The sequence below is a fragment of the Neobacillus sp. NPDC093182 genome (assembly GCF_044754045.1).
The window spans coordinates 58,427-78,914 of the sequence record NZ_JBIVOI010000022.1; the positions used below are offsets into that span (position 1 = coordinate 58,427).

Genomic DNA, 20,488 nt, shown 5'->3' on the forward strand with positions numbered 1-20,488 from the left:
ATAATATTTTTTAGCCAACTTGGATTACCGCATCTTTATTTTTTAATGATGATAAAACACTTAGTGCTGCCAAATAACTTGTTTTTGGATTGTTCGGCATTGGATCATTCTCAACCTTGATACTTAGATCTCCAAATGAACCTTTTGCTTTAATACAATGACTATTTTTTTTTATACATGGGTCGGATATAATTTTAACTCTGGTTTTATCTGGTCCTAAGCCTGCAAGGGATAAAATGATTGACACATTGATGTTTTTCGGAAATAGCTCAATTGCCTCTCTCGCTGACCCCTCAAAAAGTACTTGCTTTTTATCCAAAGGTGCGCCTGGTAAAGCCTGAGGAGGCTTCCTTGTAATAATCGAAACACTTTCGAGTTCACCATTGGATTTCGCTGCCTTTAATACATCTAAACCACCAATTGCACCCGAGGGGAGATGGATTTTCTTCCCATTAACCTTACAAATTTCCTCAAGTGATCGAATGAAATTCAAATCACTAAGAGCACCCACACTGCTTAACACTAAATCCTTTCCGCTACTTAGAATGGATGAAGCATTTTGTTTTACCACTTCAACTGTAGCCGCCTCGACTACTAAATCTACATCTGATTGTAGAAGTGATTCAATATTCTCAAAGACTGCAGTATCATATTCAGCTGCTAGCTGCTGAGCAGATTTTGGATTGCGTGTATATATACCGATAATTTTGGAATCTTCCAGAAGTTTATGGGTATTTATACTTTGAAGTAGGAATTTGCCAATGTTTCCGCCGCCGATTAATCCGATTTTCATCTGAAGTGTCCTCCTTCTCAGTTGGCAAACCCATAGGAATCTGCAAAATATTCTAACCCACAGTGCCTTACTTCACGAGATAGTCCACTTTCTTTTAGACCTGGGAAATCAAGATGGAGGTCTTGGAAAACGGTATGGTTATTATGAAAAACAGCTCCTGCTTCTAATTGGTCTGCTAATTGGATTGCCAGTTCTTCATCCTCGGTCCAAACCGACGCTCTTAAGCCGAATTCACTATCATTTGCAAGCTGAACGGCTTCGTCTAAATTTGAGTAAGACAGAATAGGAATGACAGGACCAAATTGTTCTGCACGAACAATTTCACTATTTTGATTTGCACCAGTAATAATCGTTGGTAATATATAGTAACCTTGATCCCATGATTCAGGATCTATCTGAATTCCAGCTGAAATGATCGTTGCACCCGAATCTGCTGCACGTTCAATTAACCCTTTAACATAGTCATATTGCGATTTATTATTTAATGGTCCCATCTCAACATCAGGCTGAATTCCGTTGCCAACCCTGATTCTTTGAAATTCTTTCTTTAACTTTTCAATGACCTCTTCATATCTTGATTCATGTACATATATCCTTTTAATCGCAGAGCATACCTGGCCTGCAGCACGAAGTACACCGAATCGAAGACGTTTAATATTGTCTTCATCAAGATTGGCATCCTCAAGAATAATGGCCGCGTCATTTCCACCCAGTTCCATATAGAGGTTCTTTACTGTACCTGAAGCTGCACGCATGATCTCTTTTCCAGTTTCAGTACTGCCCACGAAAGCAATCGTCTTTACTCTTGGGTCAGAACAAAGCGACTCACCAATCACACTGCCCGAACCTGTTACGACATTGATAACTCCTGCAGGAAAATAGGAAGCTACCACCTTTAAAAATGACATAATTGTCAGAGGACAATTTGTAGCTGGCTTAACCACTACCGTGTTTCCTGTCAACACAGCCGGAATCACTCGCTTAAAAGTTAAAATCATTGGGGAGTTCCATGGTGAAATAACGGCAGTGACACCACGTGCACGTTTTCGGATTTGCACCTTTTGATTACCTGGCAATACTTCAGGCTTCCACCATTCAAGAAGTTCATCTGCTGCTTGGTGCATAATATCTACACAGCGCAGCAAATCTTTCTTTGCCTCCACTAGTACTTTTCCATTCTCACGTACTAGCAATGTTACATTCTCTTCAACTAGTGCTTTTATTTCTTCAGCCGCCAAGTGCATATTGCTAGCCCGTTCCTCAATATCACTACGGGACCAGGATTCGTAAGCCTTTTCAGCAGTAGTAATCGCATGGTCAACATCTGATACAGAGCATAAAGCCACTTCCCCGACAATTTCATTTATATTTGCAGGATTAATGACATTCGTTTTTTTAGCCGCTTCATACCAATTGCCGCCAATCAAGTATTTACCTGAAACAAATGGATATGTTGATATCATTCTATTCCCCCCTTAAGCTTTCTCGGTTTGAATGCATCCGCTGCACCTGGAGGTCCTCCAAATGGTTTAGCCATTGGTCCGACAGCTTCCATATCAACCACAATCATCGTAGGTTTTTTAGTACCAACTGCATTTTCAAGTGCGGAGACAAATTCATCGGGAGAGCCGATTCTCGTAGATTCAAATCCCATAGATTGACCTAACAGTACAAAATCAGGACTTAAGAGATCGACTGCAACTTGCCGACCATATGCAGCGTCTTGAATATTCCGGAGCACCCCGTAGCCAGCATCATCGAACAATACCACGATTAATGGTAAGTTTTCTTGAGCGGCTGTTGCCATTTCGCCGACATTCACCATAAATCCGCCATCACCGGCCATCAACACTACTTGCCGGTCTTTGAAAGCCACTTGTGCCCCAATGGCAGTAGGTAACCCCTGACCAATTCCTCCCCCAGACGCATGAATAGATGTACGAGGTTCATAGATTTCAAATAATCGGCTTCCCCACACATTTGCTTGGACCGTTACGTCACGAACTAATATAGTATCTCGTGGCAATACTTTTCGCATGCCATCTAGAATTTGTTCATATGGACCAAGGGTTGCTCGTAACGCTGCCCGCAATTCCTGACGAACCGATTGCACTTCATCTAGATAAGCCGGGTCAGGCTGTAATTCTTTTTTAGATAGTTCTTGAATGATTGTATGTAGGATTTGCTTGGCATCCCCTACTAACCCATTGGTAACTTCATAGTTTCGATTAATCGCTTGCCAATCCGCATCAATAGCAATATGTTCTTTCGGAACAGTTACTTTCCAGTTCGCCGTTTCATTTCCTCTAAATCTTACACCAATACTGATTAATAAATCAGAATCCTTTAATAACTTTTTCGTTAACTCATATGCAGCAAAGTGACCGATACACTGAGCGTGATCCTCTGGTATACTTCCTTTACCTGATTGACTTGTAATAACGGCTGCACCAATCAATTCTGCTAATTGCTTCACTTCCTGTGACGCGTCTGCACTAATGACCCCTCCACCTGCCCAAATAACAGGTCGGCGGGCATTAGTGATTTTGGATACAATTTCTTTGGGTAAATCTAAAGCTAAATGATTCGTTTGAGCTGCGAATCTGACTTCTTCAAGAGGATGATTTGGAATAATTGCAGATTGAAAATCAATGGGAATTTCAAGTGAAACTGGTCCAGACGGAGCAGCTAATGCATCTTGAATCGCTTGTCTAACTACAGCGGCTGTTTGCTCCGGTTTTCTTAAACGAATTGCCTTTTTACAGGCTCCTTCCATCATCGACAACTGATCCTTACATTCGTGAATATACCCTCTTCCCGTACCTAAGTAAGGGGAAGCCACTTCACCCGTTAAATGCAGGACAGGTATGCCTGCTGCCCAAGCCTCGATAAGTGAACCTGCAGCATTTCCAGCCCCTGTCCCCGTACTAGTAATGACTACACCCAATTTACCTGTGGCACGGGCATACCCATCAGCCATATTTACCGCACCGCTTTCACCGCGCGAACAAACGAGGTGAATGCTTCCTTCACGAAGAATTGCATCATAAATCGGCATGTTATGGATGCTGACAATACCGAAAGCTGTGGTTACACCCGCTCGGACTAATTCTTGAACAATAGCATCTGCCGTTGTAAATTCCATTTGAACTTGTGGACTCATCATTTACTCCTGCCTTTATCCGTATTATAGTGCTTTCCCGAGTGCTCCCGCCGTCTCTATAGTGGAACCAGATACATAGCTTGCTTGTTTCGAGGCTAAAAACAGAATGACACTTGCAACCTCTTCCGCTTCCCCAACACGTCCTAATGGAATATTCCGCTTCTTTGCTAAATCAGCATAATATTCTTCAGGGTCCATATCTGGAGCATTTTTCATTCTTCTACGCTCCCATTGATCGGTTCGTATCAAACCTAAGCTGACTGAGTTTACTAGAATATTATCTGGAGCAAGCTCTTGAGAAAGAGTTTTACTTAAATTTAATAGCCCAGCTCTTGTAGCTGCTGTCGCAATCATATGACGTTCTGGCTCTTTGGCTAGAGTTGCGTTGATATTAATAATTCTTCCTCCGCCTCTCTTAACGAGGTAAGGGTGGGCTGCTTTTACAGCATAAATGATGGCGAAGTATTTTAATTGAATTTGCTCCATCCATTGTTCGTCACTGACATCAAAAAAGTAGCCCATTACACTTTGACCAGCAGAATTTACTAATATATCAATACCCTCAAAGTTAGCTGCAACACCGTTTATAAATGCGTTAACATCTTCTTTATTCGTAACATCACAGGTTGCAGCATAGATAGAATCTGCTGACCCAAACTGTAAAAGATAATCAAATGCTTTCTCTTTTCGCTCGCTATTTCTACCACAAATCGCTACTTTAGCACCTTCTTGGAGGAACAATTCAGCTGCTTTTAACCCAACACCTGATGTTCCTCCCATAATGACCACTATTTTGCCTTTTAAACCTAAGTCCATTTCGACACCCCTTATTATCTAACCTTTAGAGCAGTGCTTTCACGTTTACCCATCCAGGGTCTGGTTCTCCACCCATCGCTGCGCGGGTTTCTGGCTTTGGAGGTCCAGCAATTCCCCATTGATCCATTAAATGAGGGACACGTTTCCAAACCCGAGCTCTCCATTCACTTTCATCTTCAATCGTCTCTAGATAACAGGTATATTCCATGACAAACTTTGCGGGATCCTGGAAGTAACAGAAAATATTATTACCAGGGCCATGACGTCCTGGTCCCCAAATCTCTTGATAGCCAGCCTTCCTTACATTCGCAATTCCACGCATAACTTCATCAACTGTATCTACTTCATAGGCGATATGGTTTACTGAAGCATGTTTATCTTGATTGAATGCTAGTGAATGGTGCTTCCGGTTACAGCGAAGGAATGACATCTGATGTTCGCTCCAATCGGTAACTTTAAAGCCGATAATATTCGTATAAAAATCGGTAATCATATCAAGGTCTGTAGTATTCATTACGACATGGTTAAGTTTAACGGGGTCAACATTTTTCTTGTTCCAAATGGTTGTATGCATCTCAACCCATGCAGATAATTCGATACAGCGATTTTCGGGATCAACAAACCGCAGACCATAACCTTTTCCTTCTTCATCTAGATAACCAGGATCGGCTATTATTTTTACTCCTTTGGAAGCAAGGTATTCTGCTGCTCTATCAACGGCATTTTTATCGACCATCCCAAAAGCGATATGGTGTAGGCCTCTCTTTTCACCTGAATGTAAGCTTAAGATATGATTTTCAGGGCCAGCCCCACGAAAATATACGGTTTTTTCGTCTTGCGCTACCTTATCTAAACCCCAAATTTTCTCATAAAAATCTGCTTGTTCTTGCAGGACGGGGGTAATTAAACCAATATGTCTTAAGTGTGTAATACCAACCATATTTGCACCTCCATTAATCCATCTATCATTACATCTGTAACATAATAGGGATGATCCCAATGAAAGTTAGAGGACCATCCCCATCAAAGAAGGTTTTTTAAAATAGATCTTATTTATTTCCGTTGATAATAGCTTCTCTTTCTTTCGCGCGTTGGATACGAAGCTCTTCAAGCGGGCTGCCTTCTACATAAGTAGGCAGGTTTGGTTTAACGGCTCCAAGCATGACAAGCATTAACGCTTCTTCGTCGCCATCGTTGTGGATACCGCGGTATACGCCTGGAGGTGAGCTAATGCAATCTCTTTCATTTAAGCGAATCTCATGGACTTCATCTTTCCCTACCTCTTGAATAAGCGCTTTCACGCTGCCCTTAAGAATAAAGAAAACCTCTTCAACATCATCATGCAAATGCAATGGACCAATACATCCAGCTGGAAGAACCATCGTGCTAAGTGTAAAGTGTTCAGCTGCTATCACATTCGAATCATTATTAGCTGTAGCTCCACGACCGATGTATCTCATTTGAGCTCTTTTGTATCTTGGATCAATTTCTTCTTGAAATTTTAAAACGTTCCAATCTAACGTGCGATTTTGTAATCTAGCCACATATTTCTTTTCAAACTCTGCTACATTAAATTTTTCTTCTGCCATCAAAAACACTCTCCTATAAATTAATTTTTTGTTTTAAATATAAAACATTGTTTTCTATATAAACCAATTTTAAATCTCAATACTTTTATTGTCAATTAAAAATATTGAGAAAATTCAAAACAACATTTTATTTTGGAAACCGCTTTCTAAATAATTACTCGATTAGAATTTACTTTAAGACTTCGAACATCAGTGGCTTCTTTTTTTAATGTAAATAGATATGCTGCAAAACCTAATCCTGCTGCCACGATTAACATCACAATCGAAGGTCCAAAGTCCCCACCTGAAAGATCACGAAGCCAGCCCATAATATAGCTTGAAAAACCACCAAGTATGTTCGTGAATCCCATTAAGCCTGCAGCACGACCTGCTGTCGCTGGTGTAGAATATTTTACAATAAATAGATTACTTAAATGGAATACTCCACCCTGCGTTCCCATTGCTAGACCCATACAAATTCCTGCTATAACAGGATGTGGAGCAAGTATGGCCGACGCTAGAAAAATTGCAGTTAAACTGAATAATATAGTAGCAAGTAAACTTGGCCGCCTCGTTTTGTCCGCTAAAAATCCGCAAGCTAGTACGAAGCCTAGTGCAAACAGCCAAGATAATGAGGTGATACCAGTCATGGCCTCTCTTGAGAAGTCTTTTGCTTCTACTAAATAAGTAGGGAGCCAGATACTGATTCCAAAAAATAAAAATGAAGACATAAGCATTCCAAACCAAACAATCCAATAACGATAATCGTGCGTAAAATTTAGCTTTGGCTTTATTTTTTCATTTGGATCAGGAGTGCGAATATACGCTAACTCCTTTTGATCAATACGGGGATGTTCTTCTGGAGTATCTCTTGTTAGAAATACAAACATAGGAATGACAATGAAAAGGTTAAATCCAGCTAAAAAGAAAAATGCAGCTTCCCAATGAAAAGTAGCGATTACTAAGCTTAATATTACTGCTCCGCATGCAGGTCCAAAGTAGTTTCCAGCCAGCCACGAAGATTGAGCTCTTCCAAGTTCGCTATGGTTAAACCAATTGGATATAAATTTCCCACAGACAGGAATCATCATCCCTTCACCAAATCCTAGGATCACACGGCTTACAAGAAACATCTCATAGGAAGTTGCCAGCCCGCCAAAAATCATTGTGAGTGTCCAAACACAGAGACCCATGATAGCTGTTTTTCTAGCTCCTAATCTATCAATAATAAAGCCCCAAAATAGATTCGAGAAAGCATAGGCAACTGTAAAGATGAATGTAATGAACCCAATTTTTGCGTTTTTATCTGCACCAGTTAAACCTAGGTCTGCTAAGAAGGTGGGATCCGTTTGGATTACTGAGATACCTAACTTATCAATTTGTCCAAAAAACCAAAAGAAAAAGATTGGAACTGCAATATATAACCACCTTTTGTTGCCCTTTAACATTGATTTCCCCCTTACATAATTATTGTTTTATATAGGAAACGCCGTTTTTCCTTATCTTAATTTTAAAGTTACAAGAATATTATGTCAATACAAAACGAATAAATTGTTTTGTTGTCAAAATCATGTTTTATATATAAAACATGATTAGATTAAAGCACAAAAAAAAACTTGCAATTGCAAGCCTTTTCTACTTTTCTAATTTTTCAATTGATAGCCCATATAGCTAGACAATTGGGCTGATGTTTCTAATACCCTTGGCAGTGCAACCTTTTCAATAAACTCATTATGGAATGTATTTTCAGTAGCGACTACATTAACAGCAGCCAATACTTTTCCTGAGCGATCAAATATTGGTGCTGCAACTGATTGGATCCCTAACGTTAATTCTCCTTTGGTAATCGCATAACCTTTGTTACGGATTCCTTCTAATTCTTCTTGTAAATCTAGGAAATCAGTTTGAGTTCTATCTGTATATGGTTTAAGATTTGAGCCATATAAAACCATATTTAAATGCTCCTTGGATTGGTATGCAAGCTGTACCTTCCCATTTGCAGTTGCATGAGCAGGTAGTCTAAGTCCAATATTTACATTAATGGCTGAAATGCCTCTAACAGGGGCGCTCCCTACATAAACTACTTCATGTCCATCCAATATCGACAGATGACAGGAAGCTCCTGTTTCATCTCTTAAACTTTCAATATATGGCTGTGTAATTTCTGGTAGCCTTAAACTGCTTAAGTATGAAAATCCTATTTCTAAAACTTTAGGAGTTAAACTGTATCGCTTAGTTGCTTCATCTTGAGCTAGGTATCCAAGTGATTGAAGCGTAAATAATAATCTAAATGGTACTGTACGACTTACATTTAATTCTTTTGCAATTTCAACCAATGATAATGTCGGACGGTCTTCACCAAACAACTTTAATATTTCTAATCCTCTAACTAATGCATTGGCATTATAACGTTCCTTATCATCTTTTGTCATAGTTTTACACCTCCCTTACTGTACTAAATAGTGAGATTTATTTAAGAAAATCCAGGACAATTCTATTAAAGTTGTTTGGATCTTCTTGATAACATAGATGGCCTGTCCCTGGTATGATTTCGAACACGGAATTCTTTAAATGACTATGGAAAATCTCTGACTCACTTACCGGGGTTACCTTATCCAATTCTCCACAAATGACTAGTGTCCTAGTCATAATAGAGGACAACATATTCATTTGGTCTAGATGAAATAGAGAATATGCCACTGAGCGATATCCCATTGGTCTGACTTGAGACATGATTCTTTCCGCTTCCTTCTTTACTTCAAGGTCAGGATTAGGAGACAAAAGTTCCTTCACTCTTTTTGCAGCAATTTCCTTTGGGTCTAATGTATTAATATTATTTAGGCGTGCTGCTAATTTCTTTTGATTTTCTTCAACACTTAACGCAGCCGCCCCTCTAGTTGCATCTGAGATAATTAGGCTGTCCACCATTTCAGGAAAACGATAACAAAAATCAAGTGCAATCGCAGAGCCCATTGAATGTCCTAAAAGAGTTACAGATTTATAGTTTAGGGCTTCAATAAAGCCTTTTAAAACATCTGCAAACTGCCAAAACTCTGTCAATTCCTCTTTAGGATCTGAACTTTTTCCATATCCAGGTGCGTCCCAAGCGATGACCGTATAACTGTCACTTAGCCCTGCCAATTGTTTTTTCCAGGATTGAGAGTTGTTCCCCATCCCATGGAGAATGATGATAGGTTTTCCATTACCTTCTATCTCATAATGAATGGATAAATCCTGTACCGATAGATACGGCATATTCTACCTCCTGTACACATTTATGTTTTTTCTACAAAACACCGTTTTACTTTTACATAATATAACATTTTATCAATTAGTCAATGGAATTTTCTGATTACTTGATATTTCTAACAAATTTTCCTATCTGTAATAAGGCGTTAAATAGGAAAATGTTATATACTATTAACGAATCTTTTAATTAACTAGCGAATCCATTTGTCTCAACTACCGTTTTACTAGGAGTGATATCTATATGTCTGAAGATAAAAATGATCGATATTTATCCAATTCCCTTGTTAGGGGATTAGAAATACTAAAGATGTTCAATGGAGACATGCCTACTCTTTCTCTATCTGAAATTGCCAATAAACTTAATGTTAGTCGGACAACTCCTTACCGTATCTTGTTCACCCTTCAATCCTTAGGGTATATTCGCCAGGATGAATTAACGAAAAGATATGAACTGACACCTAAAGTTCTTGAACTAGGGTTCACATATTTGAATACAATGCCTTTGTTAGACTTAGCACGACCATATTTGGAAGAACTCAGAGATGAAACAGGATTATCAACACATCTCGGAATACTTGATGGCAATGAAGTGGCTTATGTGGCAAGAGTTCCTGGGAAAGGTGTATCTACTGTCAATGTTACCGTTGGCTCAAGACTTCCTGCACACGCTACGGCTTTAGGGAAAGTATTGCTTGCATTTCAAAGAGAAGAAAAATTATCTGCCATGCTTCATGGGAATGAATTAAAATCATATACAGGCAAGACAAAAACACAATTACTTGCCCTGGAAAAAGAATTAAGAGAAATAAAGGAAAAAGGATATTCTACAAGCGATGAAGAATTCGAAAACGGAATATTTTCTGTTGCTGCTCCAATTGTAAATAAACAGGGTCATATTATTGCTGCAATCAATGTCGTAGCACCTGTGGCCGTCTGTAAAGGTGATTTTATTACGGAAACGGTTATTCCTGCATTGCTAAAACATGCAGACCAGCTATCTTCCTATTCTGGTTATCACCAACATAGTTAGGCATAGCGGGGGATATTGATATTCACTTCCATCAATTGAGGAATGTTTATCGATATCCCGTTCTTGTTAATGCCAAAAAATAAACTTTTTCTGTATTATATCGAGAATAACACTCATTAAATAGCCTATTATGGCAATCAGCATTACGGAAGCTAATACATTTTCTTGGACAAGTGATGAAGACATAAAACTTAATAAATATCCCATTCCTTCAGTTGAACTAATCATTTCTGTCAATATTGAAATAATGAGAGCTAAAGGAAGGGCAATTCTCAAGCCCGTAAAGATAGATGGTGCTGATGCAGGCAGCAATACCTTCCAAAACATGTTGAAATGATTAGCTCCCATATTTTGTGAAGCCCATACATACATATGATTTACCCTTAGTGCACCATAGTAAGTATTAATAATAATAGGAAATAAGCACTCCAAAACGATTAAGAAAATTTTAGAACCTGAACCAATACCAAGCATAAAAACAAGAATTGGGTATAGTGCTACCCTTGGTATGGGATAGCCAATTGAAAGCATCGGCTGCATTAATTTGTTCATTAGATTAAAACGGCTCATCATGATTCCCAGCGGGACACCAATCACAGCGGCAATCGTAAATCCACTCATTACACGGACCATTGTTACCGACAAGTTATCCCAAAGCAATGGTGATATGGCGAGATCGTATGCCACCCCAATCACAACAAACATGGATGGAAATAGCCTTTCTGGCATAATACCAAGTGCAGCAATCACTTCCCATACAATCAATAATATAAAAATAGATTGATAATCTACTACTTTATTCCAAATTTTTTGGATCATCTCTTCACCTCTTCAAATCTCTAGTAAGTTCCTCTATTATCAACCCGTGATTATGCTTTATTAACATCCCACCATAATACTTTGCTTCGAATTGTAAGTAATAGTTTATCAAAGATAAATCCTAGTAATCCGATAAATGCTACACCAGCAAACATATAGTCCGTTCTTCCTCCAAGATCGGCATTAAGAATCAAGAACCCTAATCCAAAACCGTTTGCAGCCCCAATGATTTCTGATGAAAACATCATAACAAAGGTCAATCCTAATGAAACTCTTAATCCATCAAAAATCTTAGGAAGTGTAACTGGAAATACAATTTTTCTTAATAATTGAAACGTGCTTGCTCCCATATTTTGTCCTGACCAAAGATAGACTTGCTTGATGGATTTTACCCCATCTCTTGTAGCAACAAAGCATGGAAAGAATGCTGTTAAAAAGATAATTAATATCCGAGTAGTATCTGTTATACCAAACCAAACCATTAAGATAGGAAGTAACGCAATCTTTGGTATAGGGTTTAACGTGTTTACAATTGGATCAAAGAATGTTCCCACTCTACGATAATAACCTGCTAAGATTCCTAGCGTAACACCCACTATTACAACTAACAAAAAGCCCATCAGAGATCTAAATAGACTGGAGCCGATATGATTTAATAAATCTCCATCCACCCAAAGTTCACCCATTGATTTAATAATAGCTATAGGGCTGGATAAATAGGTTGGGAACCATTGAAAGATTGCTAGAAGTTCCCATATTAAAAATATCGCCATTAGCTCAAAAACAGCAATCATTCGGAGAAGTTTATTATCCATTGACTACCTCCGATACAATTTGGACTGGTTTATGATGCTCTTGATGAAGCAGATCCCAAATTTGGTTACGATAATCTCTAAATTCAGCTGTTTTATAGAGATTTAAATCTCTTGGTCGAGGAAACTTTATATCGATAACCTCTGAAATTACAGCTGGTCTGCCGGAAAAAACAACAACAGTATCGCTTAAGAATACGGCTTCTTCAATATCATGGGTAACAAATAGAACACTCTTCTTCGATTCACTCCATATTCGGAGCAATTCAACCTGCATTTCCTCTCTTGTTTGCGCGTCTAATGCACCAAATGGTTCGTCCATCAATAACACTTCTGGATCAAAGGCAAGTATTCGTGCCAGTGAAACCCTCTGCCTCATTCCTCCAGATAATTGAGAAGGCAATTGATTTCGGAAGTCCCATAATCGAACCAATTTTAAATGCTTTTCAACGATTTCATTTCTTTCCTTCTTTGCAACCCCTTGAATATCTAATCCCCAAGCAACATTATCAAATACATTTAACCATGGAAACAGTGCAGACTCTTGAAACATCATTCCTCTGTCTGGACCTGGCTTTTCGACTTCTTTACCTCTGACTTTTACTTTTCCAGTAGATTTTTCAATAAATCCACCAACAATGTGTAAAAATGTACTCTTACCACAGCCGCTTGGTCCGACAATACTAACAAATTTCCCTTCAGGAATCGTTAAACTCACATCTTTTATGGCAACGACTTCTTCCTTTTTAGTGGAATAAACCTTCCTCAAATTTTCAATTTCCATTGCAGCATGCTTTTTGGTCATTTGTACTCCTCCTATTTATAAATGCGAGGACAATTATCCCCGCACTACTTATTCAGATGGCAACAAAGATGTATCAATTAAATCATCGAGATCTATCTTTTTGTCAATCCATTTATCTTTTAACATTAGATCCTGAACTTTCTCCCAACCATCTCTGTTAATATAGGCAGAACGATTATTATCGGTCATGTTAACATAGATTTTTGGGTCAGCTTGGACCTTTTTCGTTTTATCAATGATCTTTTGTCTTGCTTCTTGGCCATTTTCATGGTAATACTTTACGATATTTGCATAGTCAGCTAAGAAGTCTTTTACAGCTTGCTTATTTTCCTTAATAAAGTCTGGATGTAAAAACATAACGAGGAAATCTTCATCGAACGGAACTCCTGTTTTAGAGGTGAAAATGGTTTTGAACTCACCACTCTCTTCGGCAGCAGCACCAAATGGTTGCGGGAACATTCCTAAATCAATTTTTTTTGATTTGACTGCTTCTGTCATGGCTGGAATTGGGGTTATTGCATATTTCACATCTTTATCCGGATCTAATCCTGCAGATCTCAATGCACTTCGAACCCACATATCAGTAGGGGATTTAAAGTCGGAAAGCCCAATTGTTTTCCCTTTAAGGTCCTTAATGTCATTAATTTCTGAATCTTTTAATGTCATGAAAGCTGAATTAAAGCCTACATCCGGTGTATCCTTGGACACAACAGCTACTACTTTCATCTCAACCCCTTGGGAGCTCGATAGAATGGCCGCACCTTGTCCTAATGTTCCCCCATCAATTTGATCTGCTTGATAGGCATTTAATCTATCAGCATTTGCTCTAAATTGAGAGAGATTAAGTTTATACGTTTTTCCAAGATTTTTAGCTAACGATGGGTCTGCCTCGAATAGCCAAATTGGCTCTTCTGTTGCAAATCCGCCCCCAAAGTTAATTTCTACAACTCCTCCATCTTTCTTCCCAGAAGTTCCTGATGACTTTTCGCCGGAACATGCGGCAAGCATGAAGGCTAATGTAATCAGACCGAAAAATAATAAGTACTTTTTCAATAATAACAACTCCCATTCACTCAAATTTTAAACCATTGACATCCCCTTACTACAACCATCCCATTTGTATCATTTTCAATTTCAAATAAGTATGAAAGGCAAAATTAGATTTTATAGCACTACCATCCTCCTTAAGTGTTTTATATACAAAAACAAGTTTTGCTATATGTACATTGTAATAACAGTTGAGATAGTAGTCAATTGATTTATTTGAAAATATATAATTTTCAGTCAATCTAAAATAAAAAAAAGTCTCCAGTTTCCTGAGACTTAAAGATATTCCATAAAGTTTGTATGATGGTTATAATTTTCATTTACATGCTTTTTAATGATCTGAACAGCTTTCTCTTTATCCCTTTCACGAAATGCTTCAATTAACTGAAGATGTTCATTTGTCCTTTCTTTATACCATGATGAATCAAAAGGACGAACCGTCCCTTCACCTTGAATGGATAAAAATGAAATACGCATAGAGAGCCATATAATTCTTTTATCCCGTTTCTGTAATCAATTCGCAACTTTTGAAACAGCAAATGCTTCTATGACTTCTCTAATTTCCGAATTCTTGTTTTAACAATTCAAAATTAATAGGAATTATATTTATGGAATATTATCAATAATCTGTATACTCTAAGCTTTATCTTTTTCTTTTAGTTCTTTGGGTGAGATAGCTAAGAACTGGATATAATCATAATAATCCGATTCTACCTGAGGTGAAATGAATGAATCGAAAGCTTGTCCTTTTGCTAAGTTTTCTCTATGTGGCATTTATGGCTGTACTATTTTTTCTTTATCGTTCGGAAGGGGAATCTTATAAATCAACCGTTGCCATAGGTGGAATGGTTTGTGGGGCAGTTCCACTTCTCTTAGCCCTATTTACCAAACTCCAGTTCAATTTGCCAATTGTAATTTCCTATTTACTTTTCTTGGTCGGTTCACAATACTGCGGCTCGATTCTAGGTTGGTATGGTCTTGGCTGGTGGGATACCTTTGTGCACTTTCTTAGTGGTGCTATCCTTGCGTTTGCTGGAATTGCGTTATATGAAAGATTGGTTCATCGAGATGCAGAGATGGAGATATCCCCTTGGATTATCTTCCTGTTCACCTTATCCTTCGCTGCTTTAGGCGGTGTAATATGGGAAATCTATGAGTTTAGCTGTGATCAATTTTTCAATATGACGTTACAAGGCGGCGGAAATGATGATACCATGATTGATTTAATTTCCGATACAGGAGGAGGGCTAATCATTGCCCTTTGGGCTGGGGTACGAACAAAAATAAAATTAAGGAAATGTCATCAGCGGCCTCAATTATCATAATTTGAATTACATAAAAAAAGCAGTCTAAAAAATTAATTTTAGATCTGCTTTTTCCTTGTTATACGGGAACTGCTGCGAAAAATTCATCGTATAATGCTTGAACTGCTCTTTTTTCATCAACTTGTTTTACACCGAACATCATACTAACCTCGGATGAACCTTGGTTAATCATTTCAATATTGACTTCTGCCTTCGCTAATGCTTTAGAGGCGCGTGCCATTGTTCCCACATTTCGGCGCATTCCTTCACCGACCACCATAATCAGTGAAAGGCTATGCTGGACTTTTACCTCATCAGCATGTAACTCTGACTCAATTCTCCAGATAATTTCATTTTCCATGTCAGGGTCGAGCTGGGCTTCTCTTAAAATGACAGATACATCATCAATCCCTGAAGGTGTGTGTTCATACGACAATCCATACTCTTCCAAAATACTCAAAAGCTTTCGTCCAAAACCAATTTCTCTATTCATTAAGTATTTGCTAACGTAAATGCTGCAGAATCCTTTATCACTTGCTATTCCCACAACAGGTCCGTTCGTATTATCACGTGAATACACAATTCGTGTTCCAGGCGCAACTGGATTGTTCGTGTTCTTAATTTGTACTGGGATACCTGCACGGAAAGCCGGTACAAGTGCCTCGTCATGCAGCACTGTAAATCCTGCATAAGATAATTCTCGCATTTCGCGGTAAGTTAACTCTTTGATTTCCTTTGGATGATGCACGAGGTTTGGATTAACAGAAAAAACAGCATCCACATCCGTGAAATTCTCATATAGAGTTGCTTTAATACCGTTTGCTAAAATCGAACCAGTTATATCGGAGCCACTTCGTGAGAACGTAAAGACTTCACCTTGTTTGCTATAGCCGAAAAATCCTGGAAAAATGATGATCCCTGGAATTTCACGTAATGAATATAACTTCTCATACGATTCAGGTAATACCTGTGCATGGCCAGGCTCATCACTGACTAGCAGTCCTGCGTCTTTTGGATTTATATATGTTGCCTCTACGCCACGCGCCCTAAAATATGCGGCTACTAATTTAGCGTTATTATCCTCACCACTAGCTTTTACGAGATCCATAAACCGGTCAGGCTTACTACGGTCTCCATTTAATCTCTCTGATAAATCGTGATGTATTTCACTAATTATCTCATTAGGGAGAGCTAACTCCGCTGCAATGGAGGCATACCTAGAAATAACGGCGTTGAACTTTTCCTCTGGGTTGCTATCTTGCAAACATAGTTCAGCGCACTCAATCAACAAGTCCGTTACCTTCTCATCTTCAGCAAACCTCTTTCCAGGAGCAGATACTACAACTACCTTTCGCTCAGGATCAGACATCACAATCTGGAAAACTTTTTCGACTTGTTCTCCTGACGCTAAAGAGGATCCACCAAACTTTACTACCTTCATCACAACATCACCTATCCCAAAAAGTATAATCTTAATTTTAATCCTATTCAGAAAATAATCAAGTCTTTTTTTCTTCCTAAAAAGGACATTTGTATTTCTGGGGAGGACAAATAAAAAAAAAACAGTGAAATTCTTATCTCATTCACTGTTTGATTATTTCAATAAAATGCGAAAGGATTTTAGCTGTAAGACCCCAAATCGCTTTTTCTTCATACCGGTAAAAAATTTCATCGAGCGCCCTAGTCCGCCAATTATAATTTTCTCCGCCGACAATTAAATCAAAGGGAAAGTTCTCCTCAGGCTCCACTTTAAAATGAATATGGTAAATATCCGGGTTGTTTTCCATAAAATAGGTTAAAGGCACTGTGAATATTTCTCCCACTTCCGCTGGATTTGGCTGGATTTCCTCTGGATTTTTCATCATTGCTGCAAAGGGATAAATCATCATTCCAAAAGGGGAAATCATGAAGTCAAGCGGATATACCTCCGTTAAGTTCTCTCTGTTTATTCCCAATTCTTCAATTGTTTCTCTAATCGCTGCACTTTTCTCATCTAAATCCTGAGGATCAATTCTGCCCCCTGGGAAACAAATTTCACCAGGCTGTCTTCGCAGCTGGAGTGACCGTACCTCAAACAAAACATGGATTCCATCCTCTTTTTCTATAAGCGGTACCATTACAGCATATTTTGAAAATTTATCACTTCCCAAAATAGTAGGTGTATGATTTTTTAATTTCGATTGAACAGATTCAAAATTCATGATTTTCACCTCCACTGTAAAAAGTTTATATAACCATACTACCATTTACTATTTATATAATGTTTATCTTATTATTTTTATCCAACAAAAAACAACCCAATAACCTATGATTGGATTGTTCTAAATAAGTTATCGCTATTTTTCCACCCATGAAAACATATAATCTGGGTCCTCTATTACATTAGCCGACTTAACCACTTTAAGCGGATGGAAGGTATCAATCATAACGGCTAGTTCCAGTGTTTCTTTTTTTCCAATGCTGGCTTCTGTCTTTCCAGGATGCGGACCATGTGGAATACCGCTTGGATGTAGTGTAATCGACTCCAGCTGCACGCCCTTACGACTCATAAAATTACCTTTAACATAATAGAGTAATTCGTCGCTATTCACATTACTATGATAATATGGGGCAGGTATCGCTTCTGGATGGTAGTCAAATAGCCTAGGAACAAAAGAACATACCACAAAGTTGTTTCCCTCAAAAGTTTGATGAACTGGAGGGGGCTGATGAATTCTTCCCGTTATAGGTTCAAAATCCTCAACGTTAAAAGCCCAAGGGTAGAGGTATCCATCCCAGCCGACGACATCAAAAGGGTGATGTCCTAAAATATGAGAATGAAGCGCCCCCCGAGATTTTGTTACGATCTCAAACTCTCCTTTATCGTCAAAGGTCTCTAGTATTTCTGGACCACGAAAATCACGTTCACAGAAAGGACTGTGCTCAAGCAGTTGTCCATATTCGTTTCGATACCGTCTTGGCGTTGTAATTTGGCTAAAAGATTCTATGAACAACAGTTTTGTTTCTTCCTTTTCATCAGGTATCATGCGATAAATGGTTCCAATAGGAATTAATAAGTAATCGCCTGCTCGATAAGATAAAGTTCCAAACATGGTTTCAAGCTTGCCTGAGCCGTAGTGAACATACAGCATTTCATCTCCATCACCATTCCGGTAATAGCGTTTCATTGGTTCGTTTACTGAAGCTGTACCAATTAGTAAATCTTGATTTCCTAAAATATATTCCCTCGCTTCGAGAGCATCACCTTTTTTTACCGTTTTGTTTGTTAAAAAAAGGCGGTGCTTTAACGATTTTTGTTCTTCATATTCTGGCAAGTAGCTGCCAATCAGTTCTGCTTTTACTACATCTGTTGGCATGTGATGGTGATAGAGAATGGACTGGGTCCCTGAAAAGCCGCGTGTACCCATTACCTGCTCACGAAAGAGACTGCCATCGTCTTTTTTAAACATGGTATGACGTTTATGAGGAATCCTGCCCATTTGCCGATAATACATGATTTCACCTCACTCCAATAATTGAATTCTTTAACACACCTAATTTATCAATCTCCAATTCAACCTCGTCACCCGGCTGCAGCCAGCGATGCACCTCTGTACCGAGCTCAAGGATACATCCGGTCCCAACTGTACCAGATCCTATCATCTCCCCTGGATAGAGAGTAACGCCCGCTGAGGCCCTCTCAATCATTTCTCCGAACGAATAGTAAATATCCTTCATATTTCCTTCAGAAAGAAGACTGCCGTTAATCCTAGCCCTCATATTTATGTCAAAGCCTTTTCCCGATCTTAATGGATCCATCTCGTCCTTGGTTATAACCCATGGTCCTATTGAGGTTGCAAAATCCTTTCCCTTTGCAGGTCCTAATCCTACCTTCATTTCCTGTCTTTGAAGATCCCGTGCACTCCAGTCATTAAGAATACAATAACCAAAAATATAATCTTCTGCTTCTTCAGCAGAGATATTTCTCCCCTGCTTTCCAATAATGCAAGCAACTTCAAGCTCAAAATCAAGCCAATTGCATTCGACAGGCTTAGTAATCTGGTCTTCAGGCCCCATGATCGCCAGGTGATTCGAAAAATAAAAAACAGGAATTTGGTACCATTCCGGAATCATTTTCAGACCCCTGTTCTCCCTGGCGGATTTTACATGCTGTTCAAATGCATAGAAATCACGGAAACTTTTTGGGCGTGGCAGTGGTGCAATCATCCTAACTTCATTTAATGAATATGCACCTTTATCACCTAAGGATAACTGTAAAAGACCCTTGGCTATTTTCAAATTACTTTCACTTTGCTCAAGAAAGTCAATCATACATCCTGGCAATTTCCCGTTCGTAGCTTCATGCATATCAATGACAAGGTCAGAATCTAACAGCACTCCCGACCTTACAGTTCCATCACTTTTTTCAAAGGTTACGAATCTCATATAGTCACCCAGTTTCCTATTTCCTAGTAATATCGAACGTTTTCCCTAATGGTTTGGTATACGTATTCCCTGCCATTCTGCCAATAGGCTGCAGTTTTTCTGTATCGATTCTCCCATTCTGAAATAATTCATCCTCAACATGAATATTTAAAACCTTACCTATTACGAGACTCCCTGCGCCCGGTTTGTCACCAAAATCCAGCACTTGATAGAGCTCGCACTCTAGATGTATAAGTGATTCCTTTATGCGAGGGACCTTCACGATAAGACTTGGCTCTTTAGTTAAACCTGATTCGTCCAGCTCATCCACTTCTGGAGCAAATTCAACCGCACAATCATTCATCTGCTTCGCCATGTTTTCACTGACAATATTGATGACAAATTGCTTCGTGTTCTCTATATTTACGAGCGTATCTTTTTTTGCTCCATCCGTACCCCTTCTCATGGGTGAGAAACAGATCAGCATAGGGTCGGCGCATATGGCAGTAAAGAAACTAAAGGGAGCTGCATTGGCGATCCCGTTTTCATCCATGGTTGACACAAAAGCTATCGGACGCGGCAAAATGGAGCCAATTAGCAGCTTATAGGCGTCTCTCCATTCAAGTGTGTCTGGTGACACTTCCATTCCTTCACACCTCTTCCATTTAACTTTTAGAA

The 20,488-nt window shown here is 38.8% G+C and carries 21 protein-coding genes; 2 read left to right on the forward strand and 19 right to left on the reverse strand.

Translation table 11 applies throughout. The features are described from left to right. Positions 1-10: 10 nt before the first annotated feature. The 9 genes from nadX to ACIQAA_RS28935 all read right to left on the reverse strand — a co-directional run bounded on the left by nadX (position 11) and on the right by ACIQAA_RS28935 (position 9,595). The gene (gene nadX / locus ACIQAA_RS28895) at positions 11-793 is read right to left on the reverse strand and encodes an aspartate dehydrogenase (protein ID WP_402626521.1); all 783 of its coding nucleotides are present in this window, start codon (positions 791-793) and stop codon (positions 11-13) included. Positions 794-810: 17 nt separating this feature from the next. Beyond that, positions 811-2,256 carry an aldehyde dehydrogenase family protein gene (locus ACIQAA_RS28900; RefSeq protein ID WP_402626523.1) on the reverse strand — a complete coding sequence of 482 codons (1,446 nt, stop codon included), beginning with the start codon at positions 2,254-2,256 and terminating at the stop codon, positions 811-813. Next, positions 2,253-3,956 (reverse strand): thiamine pyrophosphate-binding protein, encoded by a 1,704-nt coding sequence (locus ACIQAA_RS28905; RefSeq protein WP_402626524.1) that lies wholly within the window; start codon positions 3,954-3,956, stop codon positions 2,253-2,255. Before ACIQAA_RS28905 ends, ACIQAA_RS28900 begins: the two co-directional genes overlap by 4 nt. A gap of 24 nt (positions 3,957-3,980) precedes the next feature. After that, a complete protein-coding gene (locus ACIQAA_RS28910; RefSeq protein ID WP_402626525.1) occupies positions 3,981-4,772 on the reverse strand; it encodes an SDR family oxidoreductase in 792 nt (263 codons plus the stop codon). Between the two features lie 25 nt (positions 4,773-4,797). Next, positions 4,798-5,712: a VOC family protein gene (locus tag ACIQAA_RS28915; protein ID WP_402626526.1), complete on the reverse strand. Its 915-nt coding sequence runs from the start codon at positions 5,710-5,712 to the stop codon at positions 4,798-4,800. Positions 5,713-5,821: 109 nt separating this feature from the next. After that, on the reverse strand, positions 5,822-6,361 hold the full coding sequence (locus tag ACIQAA_RS28920; RefSeq protein ID WP_402626527.1) for a cupin domain-containing protein: 540 nt from the start codon (positions 6,359-6,361) through the stop codon (positions 5,822-5,824). Positions 6,362-6,507: 146 nt separating this feature from the next. Continuing rightward, entirely contained in the window at positions 6,508-7,788 is a 1,281-nt protein-coding gene (locus ACIQAA_RS28925; protein WP_402626528.1) for an MFS transporter, read from the reverse strand. 195 nt (positions 7,789-7,983) lie between these two features. After that, entirely contained in the window at positions 7,984-8,772 is a 789-nt protein-coding gene (locus ACIQAA_RS28930) for an IclR family transcriptional regulator (protein ID WP_402626529.1), read from the reverse strand. A 37-nt stretch (positions 8,773-8,809) separates the two neighbouring features. Continuing rightward, a complete protein-coding gene (locus ACIQAA_RS28935; RefSeq protein WP_402626530.1) occupies positions 8,810-9,595 on the reverse strand; it encodes an alpha/beta fold hydrolase in 786 nt (261 codons plus the stop codon). A 235-nt stretch (positions 9,596-9,830) separates the two neighbouring features. Between ACIQAA_RS28935 and ACIQAA_RS28940 the strand changes: the two genes are divergently transcribed. Beyond that, complete coding sequence (locus tag ACIQAA_RS28940; RefSeq protein WP_402626531.1) at positions 9,831-10,619, forward strand: IclR family transcriptional regulator; 789 nt, start codon at positions 9,831-9,833, stop codon at positions 10,617-10,619. 66 nt (positions 10,620-10,685) lie between these two features. Here the strand turns inward: ACIQAA_RS28940 and ACIQAA_RS28945 are convergent, their stop codons facing one another. The 5 genes from ACIQAA_RS28945 to ACIQAA_RS28965 all read right to left on the reverse strand — a co-directional run bounded on the left by ACIQAA_RS28945 (position 10,686) and on the right by ACIQAA_RS28965 (position 14,579). Next, positions 10,686-11,438, reverse strand: coding sequence for an ABC transporter permease (locus tag ACIQAA_RS28945; RefSeq protein WP_402626533.1), 753 nt, complete (start codon positions 11,436-11,438; stop codon positions 10,686-10,688). 50 nt (positions 11,439-11,488) lie between these two features. Then, positions 11,489-12,253 carry an ABC transporter permease gene (locus ACIQAA_RS28950; protein WP_402626534.1) on the reverse strand — a complete coding sequence of 255 codons (765 nt, stop codon included), beginning with the start codon at positions 12,251-12,253 and terminating at the stop codon, positions 11,489-11,491. After that, entirely contained in the window at positions 12,246-13,055 is an 810-nt protein-coding gene (locus ACIQAA_RS28955; protein WP_402626536.1) for an ABC transporter ATP-binding protein, read from the reverse strand. The genes ACIQAA_RS28950 and ACIQAA_RS28955 overlap by 8 nt, the downstream gene beginning before the upstream one ends. Positions 13,056-13,103: 48 nt before the next feature. Continuing rightward, entirely contained in the window at positions 13,104-14,108 is a 1,005-nt protein-coding gene (locus tag ACIQAA_RS28960) for an ABC transporter substrate-binding protein (protein WP_402626538.1), read from the reverse strand. A gap of 270 nt (positions 14,109-14,378) precedes the next feature. Further along, a complete protein-coding gene (locus ACIQAA_RS28965; RefSeq protein ID WP_402626539.1) occupies positions 14,379-14,579 on the reverse strand; it encodes an FCD domain-containing protein in 201 nt (66 codons plus the stop codon). A 251-nt stretch (positions 14,580-14,830) separates the two neighbouring features. Here ACIQAA_RS28965 and ACIQAA_RS28970 point away from each other — a divergent pair, with 251 nt between their 5' ends. Beyond that, positions 14,831-15,427, forward strand: a complete 597-nt coding sequence (locus tag ACIQAA_RS28970) for a DUF2238 domain-containing protein (protein WP_402626541.1) — start codon at positions 14,831-14,833, stop codon at positions 15,425-15,427. A gap of 58 nt (positions 15,428-15,485) precedes the next feature. Here the strand turns inward: ACIQAA_RS28970 and ACIQAA_RS28975 are convergent, their stop codons facing one another. The 5 genes from ACIQAA_RS28975 to ACIQAA_RS28995 form a co-directional block, all read right to left on the reverse strand. Further along, the gene (locus ACIQAA_RS28975; RefSeq protein ID WP_402626543.1) at positions 15,486-16,847 is read right to left on the reverse strand and encodes an aspartate kinase; all 1,362 of its coding nucleotides are present in this window, start codon (positions 16,845-16,847) and stop codon (positions 15,486-15,488) included. A 142-nt stretch (positions 16,848-16,989) separates the two neighbouring features. Further along, the gene (locus ACIQAA_RS28980) at positions 16,990-17,607 is read right to left on the reverse strand and encodes an NUDIX hydrolase (protein WP_402626545.1); all 618 of its coding nucleotides are present in this window, start codon (positions 17,605-17,607) and stop codon (positions 16,990-16,992) included. A gap of 135 nt (positions 17,608-17,742) precedes the next feature. Then, the gene (locus tag ACIQAA_RS28985) at positions 17,743-18,900 is read right to left on the reverse strand and encodes a homogentisate 1,2-dioxygenase (RefSeq protein ID WP_402626547.1); all 1,158 of its coding nucleotides are present in this window, start codon (positions 18,898-18,900) and stop codon (positions 17,743-17,745) included. A gap of 4 nt (positions 18,901-18,904) precedes the next feature. Next, positions 18,905-19,831, reverse strand: a complete 927-nt coding sequence (locus ACIQAA_RS28990) for a fumarylacetoacetate hydrolase family protein (RefSeq protein WP_402626549.1) — start codon at positions 19,829-19,831, stop codon at positions 18,905-18,907. A 16-nt stretch (positions 19,832-19,847) separates the two neighbouring features. Further along, positions 19,848-20,456: a flavin reductase family protein gene (locus ACIQAA_RS28995; RefSeq protein ID WP_402626551.1), complete on the reverse strand. Its 609-nt coding sequence runs from the start codon at positions 20,454-20,456 to the stop codon at positions 19,848-19,850. Positions 20,457-20,488 lie beyond the last annotated feature (32 nt).